We start from the raw sequence: 15,991 nt of genomic DNA on the forward strand, positions 1-15,991 counted from the left end.
TTCCCACGCCGCCGTGGCACGTCCGATGTCACAGAACAAACGTACGACAGGGGTATGACACCAACGGTCCGACGGCTGGTCGTGCTGACCGGCCTCACCGTCCCCCACATCCACCACATCGCCGGTGAACTCACAGAACCTGCCCGGCAGGGACGCCCGTGGGCGCTGCCGTTGCCAGCACGGATCGTGCTGTGCTGTGCGGCGTTGCGGACCAGCTTGACCGTCCGACAGCTCGCCGCCGTGTTCGGGATCTCCAAGTCCCAAGCCCACCGAATCATCACCGACCTCACGCCCAGGTTGGCCGGACTGCTCGGAAGCACTGTGGATGCTGACCGTCGGTTCAGCTGGACGGTCGACGGCACCCTGATCCCGACCCGCGACAAGACGACGGCGGGCAGGTCGAAGAACTACCGATACTCCACGAACGCCCAGATCCTCAGCCGTCGTGCAGACCTTCTGGTCGTGGCAGTGCATGGTGGTGGGCCGGGTCACCGCAACGACGCCATCCACTTTCGGGGCTCCGGCCTACAGCAGCGCTGCGTCGAGCACGGTCGGGTGTACGCCGACGGCGGCTACCGCGGCATCACCGAACTCCACACGCCGGCGTTCGCAGGCGGCCGGATCGTCCGAGATGCCGCCTGGCGACGCCACCGCCGACGCCGAGCACGCGCCGAGCACTGCATCGCCCGACTCAAGGACTGGCAGGTGCTGCGTGACCACCGCCGACGCGGCCGACACCTGCCCGACACCCTCCAAGCGGTCGCCTACCTCCACAACCTCCGCATCCTCACGGCGCATCCATGAGGTATCCGGGGCTATCAGGCGGACGCGCCCACTCGTCGACGGGGATGCGGTCGGTCCGAGCCCAACGGCGGGAAGACGCCATCCGGCCCCGCCCCTCCTTACCGGTGTCCCTGCATGACGTGTTGGAGAATGCTGCCGATCAGGCCGCCCGCCAGGGCCGCAACGATGCCAGAGGTGATTACGCAGAATCCGCCACATGGATAGGCGGCCCGCATCACGACGACGCCGAGAAGCGCTCCCCATAGGATCATGGTGCACCCTACCGCTCAAGCACCCGAGGGTCCTCGGGTTCTCCCGGTGGCCCCTCTTCAGGCAGGGAGGTAGCCCCAGTCCCGTCGGGAGAAGTGCCATCTGATAGCCGGCCATATCGGATGGCTGACGGACGCGATTACGGGACATCTCTTAGACTCCCCCGACGCAGCGCTTCTCCGACGCAGCGGAGCCGACGGACGGGGACACCGACATGACCAGACCCATCAACGTGACCATCCTGGGGAGCGGCTCCTGGGGCACGACGGTGGCGTCGTTGGTCAGCGGCAACACCCCGACGTTGCTGTGGTCGCGTCGGCCGGAGGTCGCCGAGGAGATCAGCACCCGACAGACCAACAGCCGGTACCTGGGGGACCATCGGCTGCCAGCGTCCCTGGAGGCCACCGCTGACCTGGACGAGGCGGTCGCCCGGGCCGACGTCCTCGTCGTGGGCGTGCCCACGCAGGGCATCCGCGAGACCCTGGAGGCCGCGGCCCCGCACGTCCGTCCGTGGATCCCGGTGCTGTCGCTTGCAAAGGGCCTGGAGCAGTCGACGCGGATGCGGCCGACGGACGTGATCAGCGAGTGCCTGCCCGGCCACCCGGTCGGGCTGCTCGCCGGGCCGAACATCGCGGGGGAGATCCTGGAGGGCAAGGCGGCGGCCGCCGTCATCGCCACCCCCGACCCCGACATCGCCGCGTCCCTGCAGCCGCTGTTCTCCTCGGTACGGTTCCGCGTCTACACCAACACCGACGTGCTCGGCTGCGAGCTCGGGGGCGTGCTGAAGAACATCATCGCGATCGCCGCGGGGATGGCCGACGGCCTGGGCGTCGGGGTCAACACCAGCGCGCTGGTCATCTCCCGCGGGCTCGCCGAGATCACCCGGCTGGGCCTTGCGATGGGCGCCGACCCCGCGACCTTCAGCGGGCTGACCGGGCTCGGTGACCTGATCGCCACGTGCATGTCGCCGCGGTCCCGCAACCGGCGGGTGGGCGAGGAGCTGGCCAAGGGGCGCACCATCGAGGAGGCGGTCGAGGTGCTCGGCCAGGTCGCCGAGGGCGTCAAGACCGCCCGCAGCGTGGTGGAGCTCGCGCACGAGCACGGTGTCGAGGTCCCGATCTGCCGGGAGGTCGACGCGGTCTGCAACGAGGGTCGCACCGCCCTGCAGGCCTACCGCGGACTCGTCCGGCTGCGGCCGGGCAGCGAGCACGACGCCGGCTGAGGCGTCGAGGCCGGTCAGCCCGACGGGGTCGGGTCGGGGCTGGCCGACGGCGAGGCGCTGGGCGACGTCGTCGGCGCGGGGGCGGTCCCCAGCAACGCGCTCTCCGTGCACCCCCACACCCCCACACCGGTGCCCTCGGCCGACGCCTGGGCCACGCGCAGCCGCTCGGTCAGGAACGGGTCGTCGTCGACCTGGTCGTCGTCCAGGATGGCTTCCCCGGCCACGGTCAGGGTGACGTTCAGCGACGAGTCGGGGTTGGTCAACGCCAGCACCTCCGCCAGGCGCCGCCCCAGCGCGTCGGTCTCGGGGGCGTCGGCGGGGCGGCGCAGGAGCACGTCACCCCCGGTCGCCTCGAGCCACGCCTCGGTGAGGGCGGTGGACTGGGTGTGTCGGCAGTCGCCCGGAGAAGGCGCGTCGGTGCCGGCGAGGCGGACCTGGATCGCCCGTCCGGCGTCGGGACCGTCCGCCAGCATCTCCCGCAGGTCGAACCCGACCAGGACGTTGCCGTCGACGACGTCGGTGATGTGCAGGGCGAGGTCGACGTCGTCGGTCTCCGCGACGGCGGTGGTGACCTCCGCGAGGCTGGTCGCCGCGGCGGCGTCCTCGCTGGCATCGGCCTGCGCGGCCTCGGCCGCGTCTGCGGCGTCCGCGGCCTCCGACCCCGAGGCCCGTGCGTCCGCCAGCTCCGAGGTCAGCGCCTCGAGCTCGTCCTCGAGGCGGTCGATCTCGCCGGCGCGGTCCTGCAGGTCGCCGCGCAGGTCGGCCAGGTCACCCCGCAGCTCTGCTGCCAGCGCGTCGGCCGCGTCGGCCCGGTCCACGGCCGCGTCGATGTCGCCCCGGGCGCCGCTGCCCGCCGCCCACACCGTCACCACGACGATGACCAGCACGGCGACAACCGTGCCGATGACCATCGGTGAGGGGGTCGGCAGGGACGGGCGATCGACCATCGGGTGGACCGTACTGCACCGTCCCCGCCCGGTGGCTCAGCCGCCGACCGGTTCGCTGGGGGCGCCGTTGGTGTTGCCCCAGGCGTCGGTGACCCCACCGGCCGCGACCCGTGCGGTCGCGCCGTCGGCGAGGACACCCTCGGCTCGCCACTGGCCGTCGGTGGTCCGGGTCGCCGGGACCGTGCGGACCGTGCCGTCGATCGTGGTGACCGTGACCGACACGGCCTCGGCCACACCGGTGTCGGCCCACAGCCGGAAGCTGCAGAACGGACAGTAGAACTGGTCGTCGGCGGTGCCGCTGCGGTAGGTGAAGCGGACCCGGCCGTCGGCGGCGGAGGTGTCGCGCCCGTCGACGTCGGTCAGCTGGACGTAGTCCATCGGCGAGTCGTAGCTGTTCGGGTAGTCGATCGGACCGAAGGTGTAGGTGGTGGTGCCCGCACCACCGTCGTCGTAGCCGACGACGGTGGTCGGCCCGACGGTCACGACCACGTCCTCGCCGTCGGCCGCCGTGTCGGCGGTGATGCCGGTCCACGGGCTGACGGTGAACGGCTCGGAGGTCAGCGCGTAGGGCTCGACGGCGTCACCCGGACCGGTCCGCCGCTCACCGGTGACGGTGAAGCGGTAGGTCCCCGTCGGCGTGGCGGTGACACGGGTGCCATCGACCTCGGGCAGCGGGATCGTGGTGTCGTAGCCCAGCCGGGGGCTGCCGCCGCCGTGCACGAAGGCCTCGTACTGGGCGGTCCAGACCCATTCGAACGTCCCTGCCTCGACGGCCGGGAGGTCCGCGGGCGTGGGGAAGTCCAGCCGCATCTGCACCTCGCCGTGCATGTCGCCGACGGTCGTCCAGGACCCGTCGGCCGCCTGTCGCTGGACGGTGACCAGCGGCATGTCGGTGTAGTTGGAGCCACCGACCCAGCTGACGTGCGCGGCATCGAACCGCTGGATGTCCTCGGGCTGCGCCACGATCGACGGCGTGCCGCCGTCGGCAGGCAGGGACGCGGCGTAGGCCCGCTCGTGGGCGTCGGCGATGGTGCCCAGCGTGGTGGACAGGGCCAGGGCCCGGCCGGACTCGGCCTGGTAGGCCAGGTCCTGCGGGGACAGCTGGACGACGGGGCCACCGTTCAGCTGGTGCCCCAGCGCCACCATGCGGTTGGCCAGGAAGTCCGCCCCGTGCAGGCCAAGGCCGTTCAGCGCCTTGCGGTAGTGGTCGTGGGCCCGCATCTCGCGGTAGTTGGGCACGTAGCCGAAGTAGTCGTTGGCCATGCCGACGCTGACCACCATCGGGTACCCCTCGGACGGGTCCACCTCGTCATGGGTGAAGTTGCCGAAGATGGCGGCGGGATCCACGGCCTCGGACTCGCCGAAGACGCTCGCCACATCGGCCTCCCACCCGTCGGCGTCGTTGCGGATCTGTGCCCGCATCCGCTCGACCATCGCGGTCGGGACCGGCTCGAGGTCGGCGGTCGGGTCCTGCGGGTTGGCGCAGGTCGTCATCCCCTCCGCGCCGGGCGTCGGGACGCACCAGTCGCGTCCGGGGTCCGGGTGGCCGTCGGGGGTCCCCAGCGCCTCCCAGTCCCACCCGATCCACACGTTGTCGGCGATGTCGTCCAGCCGGGTCTGCACGTTCAGCGCCGTGTCGGTGAACTGCTCGCAGGGGCAGAACGTCACCCCGAGGTCACCGATCCGCATGGCCATGACGTGCACGGCGGCGGTCTCCTCCACCCCGCCGAGCGTCGTGGCGGTGTAGCTGTCGGGGATCGGGACCCCGGCGGCCTTCAGCTGGTCGTACACCGCCGGCAGTCCGAGGGTGTCCGCGATCGGTCGGGTGTGCTCGTCCAGGCCACCGTTCTCGCAGTCGGGGAAGCCCAGGACCGGCGCCTGCACGTTGCCGTGGAACAGCTGGTCGGTGTTGCAGTTGGAGACGCCGGGGACCGGTCGGGAGCCCGGCGGGGCGAAGCGCTGGCTGGCCGAGGCGACGTCGAACCCGGTGGTGAAGGGCACCATCGCGATGGGCTCGATGGCGTCGGCGGGCAGGTGGAGGGGCTGGGCGACCGGGTCGAAGCCGACGACGGGCGTCCGGGCGTCGAGGGCGTCGAAGGCCATGGTGACGCGGTCGGCCCACAGCCGCGCGGCGTGGTCGAGGCCTGCGAAGCCGTTGTCCTGGAACTCGCGCCGTTCGGCAGCTTCGTGCACGCGCAGCGCCTTCTCGGGGCCCGAGGACCCGGTCTCGCGCTGCGACATGACGCTCGTGACCCCGAGCTCGCGGTCGATGACGCGCATGGCCGCGTGGGTCACGTCACCGTTGAAGACGTCGTAGCCCCACGTCCACTCGGGGTGGAGGCCGAGGATCACCCACGCGGCGTACGGGTCGGGGTGGGCGGGGTCGGTGATGTCGTCGAACCGCACGACCGACAGCTGCCCGGTGGTGTGGCTGTAGGGCTGGCCGGCCGGGGTGCCGTCGTAGCCGACCTTGGGGCCGTAGGTGTGCGCCTGGATCTCGTTGAAGGGGATGGTGACGGCCCCCATGCGGACCGGCCGGAGGGCTGCGGTCGCCTCGATGACCGCCTGCGCCATGCGCTCGGCCATGTAGTCGAAGAAGCGGATGTCGACGACGTCCTGGAAGATCCACACGCCCCACGAGGGGGAGGAGTAGAAGGCCGAGTTGTGGTTGTGGCTGACGGTGACCGCGACCTGTTCGTCGGTCAGCCCGACGAGCGGGCCGTCCTTCAGGCCGGCGGTGACCTCGGCATCGTGCAGCTGCAGCAGCTGGCCGACCCGGCGGTTCAGCAGGTCGTTGGGCAGGTACAGGTCGTTGGCGACCACCGCCACGCGTTCGCCGTCGGCCCCCTGCACGACCAGCGCCCGGGTCAGGATGCGCGACCCGAGCTCCTCGGTCGGCTCCTTGCGGACGGCGTGGGCGTGCGGGTCCACGAACTCGGGGCTGACCGGCGCGGCGGTGTCGGCGAACTGCCCGCCGGAGGCGCCCATGTGCCAGGAGGTGTCCACCGAGGCGACACCCGCCCGGCTGACGCCGTCCTGCAGCGCGTCGGCCAGCAGCAGGTCGGCGGCAACGATCGGGTCGACCGACGCGGCGGTCGTGCCGGTCAGCCCGGCGGTGGCGCTGGCGGTGGTCGCGAGGCTCGTGACGAGCAGTGCGGCGAGGGCGAGGCGAAGGAAACGTGCGGTCATCAGGTCGGCTCCTGGACGTGGCGGCTACCGGCTGGGTTCGGGGTCCGGAACCCGCGTTCCTGCTGGAGGATCTCCACACCTGCTCGTGATCCGTCACGAGCCGCGCGCCGCCCGCGCGTGGAACACGAGAGGATGGGCTCGTGGAGACCAGCGCAACGGTGGAAATGGCGGTACCCGCGGCCACGGCGTTCGCCTTCGTGGCCGACGCGACGAACAACCCGCGGTGGCAGAAGGGCATGGTCGAGTGCGCCTGGCTGGGCGACGAACCGCCGATCACCGTCGGGTCGCGGTACCAGCAGCACGCCCGGTTCCTGTCGCGGGACGTCCGCTCGACCTTCGAGGTCACCGAGTACGTGGACGGGCAGGTCATCGCCGCCCGCACGCTCGGGGTCGACGAGGGAGGGGTGGCCGGCGGGTTCCCGATCACCTTCCGGCGATCGGTGGAGCCGGTCGATGACGGGCGATGTCGGGTACGGACGGTCGTGACGGGCGAGCCCGGCCGCTTCTTCGGGCTGGCGTCGGGCCCGCTGGCGTGGATGGTCCGGCGGTCCATCCGTGCCGACTACGACCGGCTGGTCGACGTCCTGGAGTCCTGACCCCGGTTCGACTCCCACCGGGGTTCCCCTCGGTACAGGCCCGGCTGTCGGAGACGGCCAGGGTGCCGCCTACCGTGGCGGCATCGCCGCAGACCCGCACCGGACCGGTGCCGCAGACCCGCCGCTCGCCACCACTCGCCGACCAGTCGCCCCCAGCGACCGCGTCGCCGGGTTCGCGCAGCGGTTCCCGCTGGTGCTCATCGCCAGCGGTGTCGTGCTGTACTCGACCGGGCCGATCATGCTGCAGGCCTCGTCGTTGTCCGGGCCGGCGTTCTCCTTCTGGCGACTGCTCATCGGTGCGGGCCTGCTGGCCGCGCTGGCCGTGGGCAGCTCGCGGCGACGACGCGTCCCCGTGCTGCCGGGCGGGGAGGGGCGCCGGTGGACCGCCATCGCCGGCGTCTGCTTCGGGGTCCACCAGCTGCTGTTCATGACGGCCGTGAAGCTGACCAGCGTCGTGGACGTCTCGCTGATGAACGCCCTCGCCCCGGTCGCCACGGCCCTGGGCGCATGGTGGATGTTCCGCGAACGGCCGGGCCCCCGGTTCTTCGCCTGGTCCGCCCTGGCGATCGGTGGTGGTGCCTGGCTTGCGGTGCAGGCGTCCGGCCCGACGGGCAACCCCCTCGGCATGGCGATGGCGATCGCCAACGTCGTCTGCTTCGCCGGCTTCTTCCTGTCGTCCAAGCGGGGACGCGAGCACGTGGACGTGCTGCCCTTCCTCGCCGGGGTGATGACCGTCGGGGTGCTGCTGGTCGGGGCCTTCGTGGCGGTGGCCGGCGTCGACGTCGGCAGCGCGACGCGCACCGACCTGCTCCTGGCCTTCGGCGTCGCGGCGGGCCCCGGGGCGCTGGGCCACTTCGTGATGACGTGGCCGCTGCGCTGGGTGCCGGCCAACATCCCGCCCGTCATGCGGCTGGCCCAGCCGGCATTGTCGGGTGTGCTGGCGCTGCTGGTGCTGGGCGAACCGCTCGGCTGGGTGCACGCGGCCGGCGGGCTCGTCGTCGTCGTCGGTGCCGCGGGTGCGGTGCTGTCACGCGACGGCAGGGCGTTGCAGCGCGAGGCCCGGGAGGGGGCCGGTGTGCCGTCGGGTCAGACGACCGCGATCTCGCTGAGCACGTCGCGGGCGCTGAGGACCCCCACCGGCTGACCGTCGTCGTCGCCGACGACGACGAGGTGGCGGATGCCGCGCTTGGCCATCGCGTTGATGCCGTCCTGCAGGCTGGCGGATGCGTTGACGGTGATGATGTCACCCCGGGCACGGTCGGCCAGGTGCACCTCGTCGGGCCGGTCGCCGTCGGCCAGCGAGCGGACGAGGTCGCGCTCGGAGAACACGCCGACGAGCTCGTCGCCGTCGGTCAGCAGCAGCAGGCCGATGTGGCGGTCCCGCATGGCCTTCGCGGCCTCGCACAGCGTCGAGGACGCCGGCAGGGTGATGAACGTCTCTGACATGCAGCGGGCGACCGGCTGCTCGAGACGGCGGTCCTGGTCGATCGATGGCATCGGTTGTGCTCCCCCCGAGGGGTGGTTGCGTCCCGGGTCCAGTTCAGGGGCAGGGCCGGGTGACGGGCAGCCTAGTCGCCCGCGACCGTCTCGTCGCCCTCCGTCGCACCGGCACCCCGTGCGGCCAGCCCGGCCGTCGCTGCCCTGGCCACCGAGAAGATGGGGCTCCAGATGCGCGCGAGGTCCACGGGCAGGGGGTCCATCGGACGGCCGCCGAGGTCGCTGACGACCTCGATGTCCTCCTCAACAGCCGTGCGTGCCGTCTCGCGCAGCTCCACGCCGTAGGCGGTCGGGTCCTCGGGGTGGGGGAACGCCGAGGGGTCGGCCATGACGAGCGGGCGCACGATCCCGACGCCAGCGGCAGGGCCCTGGCCGTCCTCGACCGGGCTGAGCAACGCGGCGACCTCGACCAGCACCTGGTCGGACCGGGCCCCCTCCTCCGCGAGCGTCCGACGGCTGCCCGTCACGTCGGGAGGCGTGGAGAGGTCCGCGGGGCACAGCACCATCGCGGTGACCAGCAGGCCGCCCGTGGGGATCTCCAGCAGGCCGGCCACGGTCACGAGCGACGGGGTTGCCGAGGCCACGCGAACCGTGCCCGCCAGCTGCTCGAAGACCCGGGGGCTGAGCATGCCCGGGTCGAGCAGCGGCACATCGGCCAGCGGCCCCTCACCACGGGGCCAGTCGGCGAGGATCTGCGGGATGGCGGAGATCTGGGGACGGAGAAGCCGGCGGACCTCGTCGAGGTCCGGCGGCACGAGGGGAGCGTTGGCCATGGCACGGAGTTGTAGCGCGTCGGTGCCGGTTCGGCTCCTCGCGGGGGGGTGACCATCGGCCGCACCGACGAGGCGGTCGGTACGCTCACCCGCCCCCGCGGCGGGCGAGTAGCGTTCCCGGGCACATGAGCGACGCCGCCCCCACCGCTGCCCCAGCCCCCGCATCCGCTTCCGATGCCCGTCCACGGATCGTCGCCGACGGGCCGATGGCGGGCTGGGATGCCGTGGAGACCGCGTCGCGGGTGGGCGCCGGCGAGGTCACGGCCGCGGAGGTGCTCGACGCGGCGCTGGCGCGGGTCGACGCCGTCGACGCACACATCGGTGGGTTGTTCCACCTCGACGGGGACCGAGCCCACGAGGTGCTGGCCCGCCGCCAGCGGTCCGGCGACACCGACCGGCCGCTGCACGGCGTGCCGACCGCCGTCAAGGACCTCGACCAGCTCGCTGGCATGCCGACGACCTTCGGCAGCCGCGCGGCCGGCGGGCACCTGTCACGACGGACCGACGCCCCCGTCCGGCAGTTCGTCGACACGGGCCTGATCGCGCTGGGGAAGTCCGCCGCACCCGAGTTCGGCATGACCCCCACGGGGGAGGGGCTGGGCTTCGTGCCGACCCGCAACCCCTGGGATCCCGACCACACCGTCGGCGGGTCCTCCTCGGGTGCGGCCGCGCTGGTGGCCGCCCGGGCGCTGCCGATCGCCCACGCCGTCGACGGCGGCGGATCCATCCGCATCCCCGCGGCCTGCGCCGGCCTGGTCGGCCTGAAGCCGACCTACGGACGGCTGGTGGAGGACGAGGACATGCGCGGCCTGCCCGTCAAGGTCGTCTCCCACGGCGTGGTCAGCCGCTCGGTCCGTGACACCGCCGCGTTCATGGCCGCGGCCGAACGAACCTTCCGGAACCCCGCGATGCCCTCGATCGCCGGCGTGGACGGACCGGGCATGGGTGCCATGCGTCGCGTCGCGATGATCACCGAGTCCCTCACCGGCCCGGTCGACCCGGAGGTCACCGAGGCCGTCGAACGAACCGGGTCGGCGCTGGAGGCGCTCGGCCACCGGGTCGAACCCGTCGCCCTGCCGTTCCCGGCTTCGTTGACCGAGGACTTCCTCCTCTACTGGGGCGCGCTGGCGCAGGGGCTGACGGCCAGCGGGTACGCCAGGGTGGGCCGGGCGTTCCGGCCCGGCCTGCTGGACCCGTGGACGCAGGGGCTGGCCGCACACTTCCGTCGCAACCTGCCCCGGTTGCCCCTCGCGATCCGCCGGCTGCGGGCGTTCCGCCACCGGTACGCCGCGTTCACCGAGCGCTACCACGTCGTCCTCAGCCCGACGCTCGGCACGCTGCCACCCGAGCTCGGCTGGCTGTCGGTCGAGCTGCCGTTCGAGACCCACCGGGAGCGGGTCGAGCGGTTCGTCCCCTACACGCCGGCCTGGAACGTCTCCGGCGCGCCTGCGGTGTCGCTGCCGATGGCGCGCAGCCGGTCCGGCCTGCCGATCGGCGTGCACCTCGGTGCCGCGCACGGCGACGACCGGACCCTGCTCGAGCTCGCCTTCGCCCTCGAGGCGTCGGCAGGGTTCAACGTGCCGCTCGGCTGATCCCGGGGGACGGTCCCGGACCACGAGGGTCAGCCGCGCAGCACGATCAGCCGCGCTGTGCGATCAGCCGCGCTGTGCGATCAGCCGCGCTGTGCCATCAGTCGGGCAGCGCGTCGCTGACCTGCTGGCGGACGTCCGGGCCGATGACGGTGTCGCCGCCGGCCACGACAGCCCACGCGGCAGCGCTGGCTCGGCCCAGCGCCGAACGGCTTGCGTCCGGCAGCGTGTCCCGGCCCACCAGCAGCACCGGCGCCCCGTCGACGGCGGCCGGCGCACCGGCGACCACGGCGTCGGGGAAGTCGTCGCTGCGGGCCACGTACACCGTCGGTGCCGCGTCGAAGTCCTCCAGCGCCGCGACCGCCGCCGCGGTGGTCGTCCGGTCGGGGCCGGCCACCCGGGTGACGGGCCCACCGGTGATGGCGGCGATGGCGTCGGCCACCGCGTCGTCGACCGCAGCGGTCCCGCCCACGATGACCACCGACAGCGGCTCGCCGCCCGGAAGGCCCGTGCCGTCGGCCAGCCGTCGGAGCTCCTCGGCGGTCGCGTCGGGCAGGGTGCCGGCTTCGGTCAGCAGCAGGGGGGCCTGCCGGGCCGCCGCGAGGGGACCGGCGGCGAGGGCGTCGGGGAACCGTTCGCCGGTGGTCACCACGACGGTGGTGGCGGCGTCGAACCGTGCGGCGCTGACCGCCGCCGCTCGTTGGTAGGCGTCGCCGCTGCCGACGCGTTCGATGTCCTCGGCCGCGACGCCGAGCGCCGCCAGCTGCTCCTCCACCTGCGTGCCGATCACCGTGTCGTCACCGACGATCACGATCCGGGAGGGGCGAAGGCGATGCAGCTCGTCGGCGACGACGGCGGGGATGCCGTCGGGCCGCACGGTCAGCACGGGGGATGCGGTCAGGGCGGCGGCCGGCACCGCGGCCAGCGCGTCGCTGAAGGACTCGCCGGTGGCCAGCCACACCTCCTCCGCGCCCGGTGCGAAGCGTGCCTGGGACAGCCGGACGGCCGTGCCGTGGCGCTCCGCACCCCACCGACGGTCGATGCGCTGGCTCGCACAGGTGCTGCCGGGCGTCTCGTCGTCCCACAGCGGATCGTCGATGTCGAAGACCACCGGGACCATGTACTCGTCGGGGTCGACCAGGAAGCGGGTCGCCGGCTGGCCGATCCCCAGCTCCTCGTTCTCGACCTTCCACAGCGGGACGTACTGGGCCTGGCCGGCGGAGATGACCGGGGCCCACGCGTCGCCGTGCTGGGGGAGGTAGACCTTGGGCTGGACCGCCTCGACGTACAGGCGGGGGTCCTGGAGGCCCGAGACCACCTGGTCGAAGCCGAGTATGGCGTTGGACATCACGTCCACGCAGCCGGGGAAGGCGCCGAGGGCCTCGCCGACGGCCGGGTCGGTGAAGATCGGGCCCGAGGAGTTGCCCCACAGCAGCGTGAAGTCGCCGGCCACGAAGTGGTACATCCACGTGCCGCCCTGCGCGTCGGACTGCGACGCGACGAACCGGGCCAGCTCCTCGGGGTCGTCGGCGAAGTGTTCGATGTAGGGCGCCGGGTCGAACACCGGCACCTGTGGGTCGGGCTGGTTGTCGGGTCCCGGCGGGGTGGCGGCGGAGTGGATGTGCTGCAGCACCGTGATCGGCTCGGTGTCGGCGAACAGCCGCAACGACTGGGCCGTGCCCGGGGCGGGGCTGTCGGCCGTGCCGGTGATCACGCAGGTGATCGTGTTGCCCTCGGCGGTCGCGTCGGCCTCGGCGTTGTCGCAGATCTCCTCGCTGCCGACGATCGGGGCGCCCGTCCGCCCGGCGACGTAGCCGGCGTCGGCGGCGTGGTCGAAGTGGCCGTGTCCGATGAGGATCGCCTCGGGCTCCAGCGCCGCCAGCTCCTCCCGGCCGATCGGGGCGTAGTCGTTGGTGGCGCCGATGATCTCCCACGCGTCGAGCAGCAGCAGGTGGCCGCGGTAGGTCAGCACGAACCCCGAGACCCCGAACCAGTGCATCGTCACCCGTTCGGGGTCCAGCGCCTCGGGGCCAAGCAGCTCGGCACGCAACGCCCGCGCCTCGGCGCTCACGTCGGCCTGTCCTGCGGCAGGCAGCGGCGTCCAGTCCGCCAGCGGCACACGGGTGGCACCCTCCTGGGCAGTGACGGCGCCGTCGGGGGTGGCGGTCACCACCACGAGGACCACGAGGAGGACGGACAGCAGGGTGGAGGCGGCTCGCATCAGCGCATTGTTGCTGATCGTGATGCCAGAATCGCGCCATGCTGTCGACCACCCTCACCGCCGTCCATGTCGCCGACGAGCCGCTGGCCTGGCAACGGGCCGGGTTCACCGTCTCTGCGGGCGTCGTGCACCTCGGCGGGTTGGCCGTCGTGCTCGGGGCAGACGGCGAGGGTGGCGTTGTCGGCTGGTCGCTGGACCCGGCGGCCGAGCCCGTCGACGGGCTGCCGGTCCGGCCGGCCCCGGCAGGCGGCGACGACCTGCTGGCGGGGCAGCCGGCCCACGCCAACACCGCCACGGCGCTGGACCACCTCGTCATCGGCACCCCCGCACCGGACCGGACGACCGCCGCGCTGGCGTCGCTGGGCTGGTCGGTCCGGCGCAGCGCCGCCCACCCGACCCTCGACCGAACCATGCGCTTCCTGGTCGTGCCCACCAAGGGCGGTCGCACGGTGCTGGAGGTCATGGCCCCGTCCGACCCGCGCCCCGATGACCGCCCGGCCCGGTTCTGGGGGCTGGCGGTCACGGTCGACGACCTCGACGCCGCCGTCGGCCTGCTCGGCCCCGACCACATCGGGCAACCCAGGGACGCCGTGCAGCCCGGACGACGGATCGCGACCGTCCGCGGCGACCGGCTCGGCATCAGCGTGCCGCTCGCCCTGATGTCGCCCCGCACCTGACAGGACCGGGCCCGACGGCGTCGAGCTCGTCGACGGCTGGCCGGGGCCGGGTGGCGGCATGGCTGTCACGGATGGCACGGCCTGCGACACTCTGGCCCATGGAGAACACGGCGTCGACGTTGCTGCAGCTGCTGGACATCGAGACCCTGGACGTGGACCTGTTCCGCGGCACCGCGCCGAACACCGACGTGCAGCGGACCTTCGGCGGACACGTCGCCGCCCAGTCCCTCGTGGCCGCCGTCCGCACCGTGCAGGAGGAACGCAGCGTCCACTCGCTGCACGCCTACTTCCTGCGCCCGGGGTCGCCGAAGCACAACATCATCTACACCGTCGACCGCATCCGGGACGGACGGTCGTTCTCGACCAGGCGGGTCGTCGCCACCCAGCAGGGCAAGGCGATCTTCCACCTCTCGGCGTCCTTCCAGGTGCACGAGGAGGGGCCGGAGCACGCCGAGTCGATGCCGGACGTGCCCTCGCCTGACGAGCTGGAGAACCTGCCCGACCAGCTGAAGCGCTACGGCGTGGACTGGCAGCCGCCCCACCCGGAGTGGGCGTCGATGGACATGCGCTACGTCAAGCTGCCCAACGAGGCCGCCGCCGAGCGCACGGGTCGGCTGCAGGCGTGGATCCGGTCGCTGGACACCTTCCCCGACGAACCACACCTCCACGCCTGCGTGCTGACCTACATGAGCGACGTGTCGCTGCTCGGGGCGTCCATCACCCCGCACGGGTTGTTCCCCGGCGGCCCCGACAGGGTCCGGCTGGCCTCCCTCGACCACGCCATGTGGTTCCACCGTCCGTTCCGGGCCGACGAGTGGATGCTGTACGACATGCAGTCCCCGTCGGCGTCGGGCGCCCGCGGCTTCTCCCGTGGCCAGGTCTTCACCCAGGACGGACGGATGGTCGCCTCCGTCGTCCAGGAGGGTCTGACCAGGCCGAAGGCATGACGACACCTGCGACGGCGCCGGTCGCGACCACGGACCCGCCGGGTCGCTGGCGTGCGCTGGCGATCCTCTCCCTTGCCATGATCCTGTCGATGGCGACCTGGTTCTCCGCCGCCGCGGTCCTGCCGCAGCTCCGCCAGGACCTCGGCATCAGCGCCGCCCAGGGGTCGTTGCTGACCATCGCGGTACAGCTCGGCTTCGTCGCCGGGGCGGTCGCGACGGCGGCGACCAACCTCGCGGACCTGATCCGTGCCCGCCGCCTGGTCCTGCTGGGCACCCTCGGGGCCGCAGCGGCCAACCTCGGCCTGCTCGCCGCGGGGTCGTTCGGTCCGGCCCTCGTCCTGCGCTTCCTGGTCGGGGCGTCGTTGTCGGGGGTCTACGGGCCCAGCCTGAAGTCGATGTCGACGTGGTTCCGCCAGCAGCGCGGCACGGCGCTCGGCGTGATGGTCGGCGCCCTGACCCTCGGCTCGGCCCTGCCACACCTCGTCAACTCCGTCGGCGGGGTCGACTGGCGGCTGCTGATCATCGTCACCAGCGCCCTGACCGTGGCCGGGGGACTGCTGGCCGAGCTCGGGACCGACGACGGGCCGTTCCCGTTCCCCTCCACGCCGTTCGATCCGTCGAAGCTGGGGCTGGTCTTCACCGACCGGAAGGTCCGGCTGGCGTCGATCGGGTACTTCGGCCACATGTTCGAGCTGTACGCCATGTGGGCGTGGTTCGCGGTCTTCTTCACCGACGTGCTCGACGGCGACACCCGCGGCGCCGCCCTGGTCACCTTCGTCGTCATCGGCATGGGGGCGATCGGCAGCTGGGTCGGCGGGGTCCTCGGTGACCGCTTCTCGCGCACGACGTCGACGTCGATCGCCATGGGGATCAGCGGGACGATGGCGCTCGTGGTCGGCGCGCTGGTCGAGGCGCCGTGGCCCGTGGTCCTCGTCGCCGGGCTCGTCTGGGGGTTCTGGGTGGTGGCGGACTCCGCGCAGTTCTCCGCGCTGGTGACCGAACACGCCGATCAGCGCTACGTCGGCACCGCGGTCACCATGCAGCTCGCGGTCGGGTTCACCCTGACGGTCATCACCATCTGGCTGGTCCCCCTGGTGCGCGACGCCACGTCGTGGTGGCTCGCCTTCGCCATCCTCGTGCCCGGCCCGGTCGTCGGCGTGATCGCCATGCAGCGTCTGGCCCGCCTGGTGTCGTCGGAGTCGTCGTCCCCGTCACCCGATGGAGGCCCGTCGACCACCCCGGCCTGACCCCCGCCCCCGTGTCAGACGTGCCGCTGGGGG

General features: G+C 72.7%; 13 protein-coding genes. 8 read left to right on the forward strand and 5 right to left on the reverse strand.

Annotated features, from left to right (window positions below):
* The first annotated feature begins 54 nt into the window (after window positions 1-54).
* Window positions 55-804 (forward strand): transposase family protein, encoded by a 750-nt coding sequence (locus CUC05_RS01735; RefSeq protein ID WP_170127891.1) that lies wholly within the window; start codon window positions 55-57, stop codon window positions 802-804.
* Between the two features lie 463 nt (window positions 805-1,267).
* On the forward strand, window positions 1,268-2,275 hold the full coding sequence (locus tag CUC05_RS01740) for an NAD(P)H-dependent glycerol-3-phosphate dehydrogenase (protein ID WP_108664370.1): 1,008 nt from the start codon (window positions 1,268-1,270) through the stop codon (window positions 2,273-2,275).
* A 14-nt stretch (window positions 2,276-2,289) separates the two neighbouring features.
* Here the strand turns inward: CUC05_RS01740 and CUC05_RS01745 are convergent, their stop codons facing one another.
* Window positions 2,290-3,222: a hypothetical protein gene (locus CUC05_RS01745; protein ID WP_108664371.1), complete on the reverse strand. Its 933-nt coding sequence runs from the start codon at window positions 3,220-3,222 to the stop codon at window positions 2,290-2,292.
* Window positions 3,223-3,258: 36 nt separating this feature from the next.
* A complete protein-coding gene (locus CUC05_RS01750; protein WP_108664372.1) occupies window positions 3,259-6,411 on the reverse strand; it encodes a hypothetical protein in 3,153 nt (1,050 codons plus the stop codon).
* 140 nt (window positions 6,412-6,551) lie between these two features.
* Here CUC05_RS01750 and CUC05_RS01755 point away from each other — a divergent pair, with 140 nt between their 5' ends.
* Entirely contained in the window at window positions 6,552-7,007 is a 456-nt protein-coding gene (locus tag CUC05_RS01755; RefSeq protein WP_157965097.1) for an SRPBCC family protein, read from the forward strand.
* Between the two features lie 193 nt (window positions 7,008-7,200).
* Window positions 7,201-8,151, forward strand: a complete 951-nt coding sequence (locus tag CUC05_RS01760) for a DMT family transporter (protein WP_170127892.1) — start codon at window positions 7,201-7,203, stop codon at window positions 8,149-8,151.
* On the opposite strand, the gene CUC05_RS01765 is transcribed toward CUC05_RS01760, so the two are convergent.
* Window positions 8,094-8,504 (reverse strand): CBS domain-containing protein, encoded by a 411-nt coding sequence (locus CUC05_RS01765; RefSeq protein WP_108664375.1) that lies wholly within the window; start codon window positions 8,502-8,504, stop codon window positions 8,094-8,096. The genes CUC05_RS01760 and CUC05_RS01765 overlap by 58 nt on opposite strands.
* A gap of 71 nt (window positions 8,505-8,575) precedes the next feature.
* Entirely contained in the window at window positions 8,576-9,277 is a 702-nt protein-coding gene (locus CUC05_RS01770) for a hypothetical protein (RefSeq protein WP_108664376.1), read from the reverse strand.
* Between the two features lie 125 nt (window positions 9,278-9,402).
* Between CUC05_RS01770 and CUC05_RS01775 the strand changes: the two genes are divergently transcribed.
* Window positions 9,403-10,869: an amidase gene (locus CUC05_RS01775; RefSeq protein ID WP_108664377.1), complete on the forward strand. Its 1,467-nt coding sequence runs from the start codon at window positions 9,403-9,405 to the stop codon at window positions 10,867-10,869.
* Window positions 10,870-10,966: 97 nt separating this feature from the next.
* On the opposite strand, the gene CUC05_RS01780 is transcribed toward CUC05_RS01775, so the two are convergent.
* A complete protein-coding gene (locus tag CUC05_RS01780; protein ID WP_108664378.1) occupies window positions 10,967-13,087 on the reverse strand; it encodes a cell wall-binding repeat-containing protein in 2,121 nt (706 codons plus the stop codon).
* Window positions 13,088-13,125: 38 nt separating this feature from the next.
* On the opposite strand from CUC05_RS01780, the gene CUC05_RS01785 reads away from it, so the two are divergent.
* From CUC05_RS01785 to CUC05_RS01795, 3 genes are all read left to right on the forward strand, one after another.
* Complete coding sequence (locus CUC05_RS01785) at window positions 13,126-13,764, forward strand: VOC family protein (RefSeq protein ID WP_108664379.1); 639 nt, start codon at window positions 13,126-13,128, stop codon at window positions 13,762-13,764.
* Between the two features lie 98 nt (window positions 13,765-13,862).
* Entirely contained in the window at window positions 13,863-14,711 is an 849-nt protein-coding gene (locus tag CUC05_RS01790; RefSeq protein ID WP_108664380.1) for an acyl-CoA thioesterase, read from the forward strand.
* Entirely contained in the window at window positions 14,708-15,958 is a 1,251-nt protein-coding gene (locus CUC05_RS01795) for an MFS transporter (protein WP_108664381.1), read from the forward strand. The genes CUC05_RS01790 and CUC05_RS01795 overlap by 4 nt, the downstream gene beginning before the upstream one ends.
* Window positions 15,959-15,991: the final 33 nt, after the last annotated feature.

This window comes from Euzebya rosea (assembly GCF_003073135.1).
GTDB classification, from domain to species: Bacteria; Actinomycetota; Nitriliruptoria; order Euzebyales; family Euzebyaceae; genus Euzebya; species Euzebya rosea.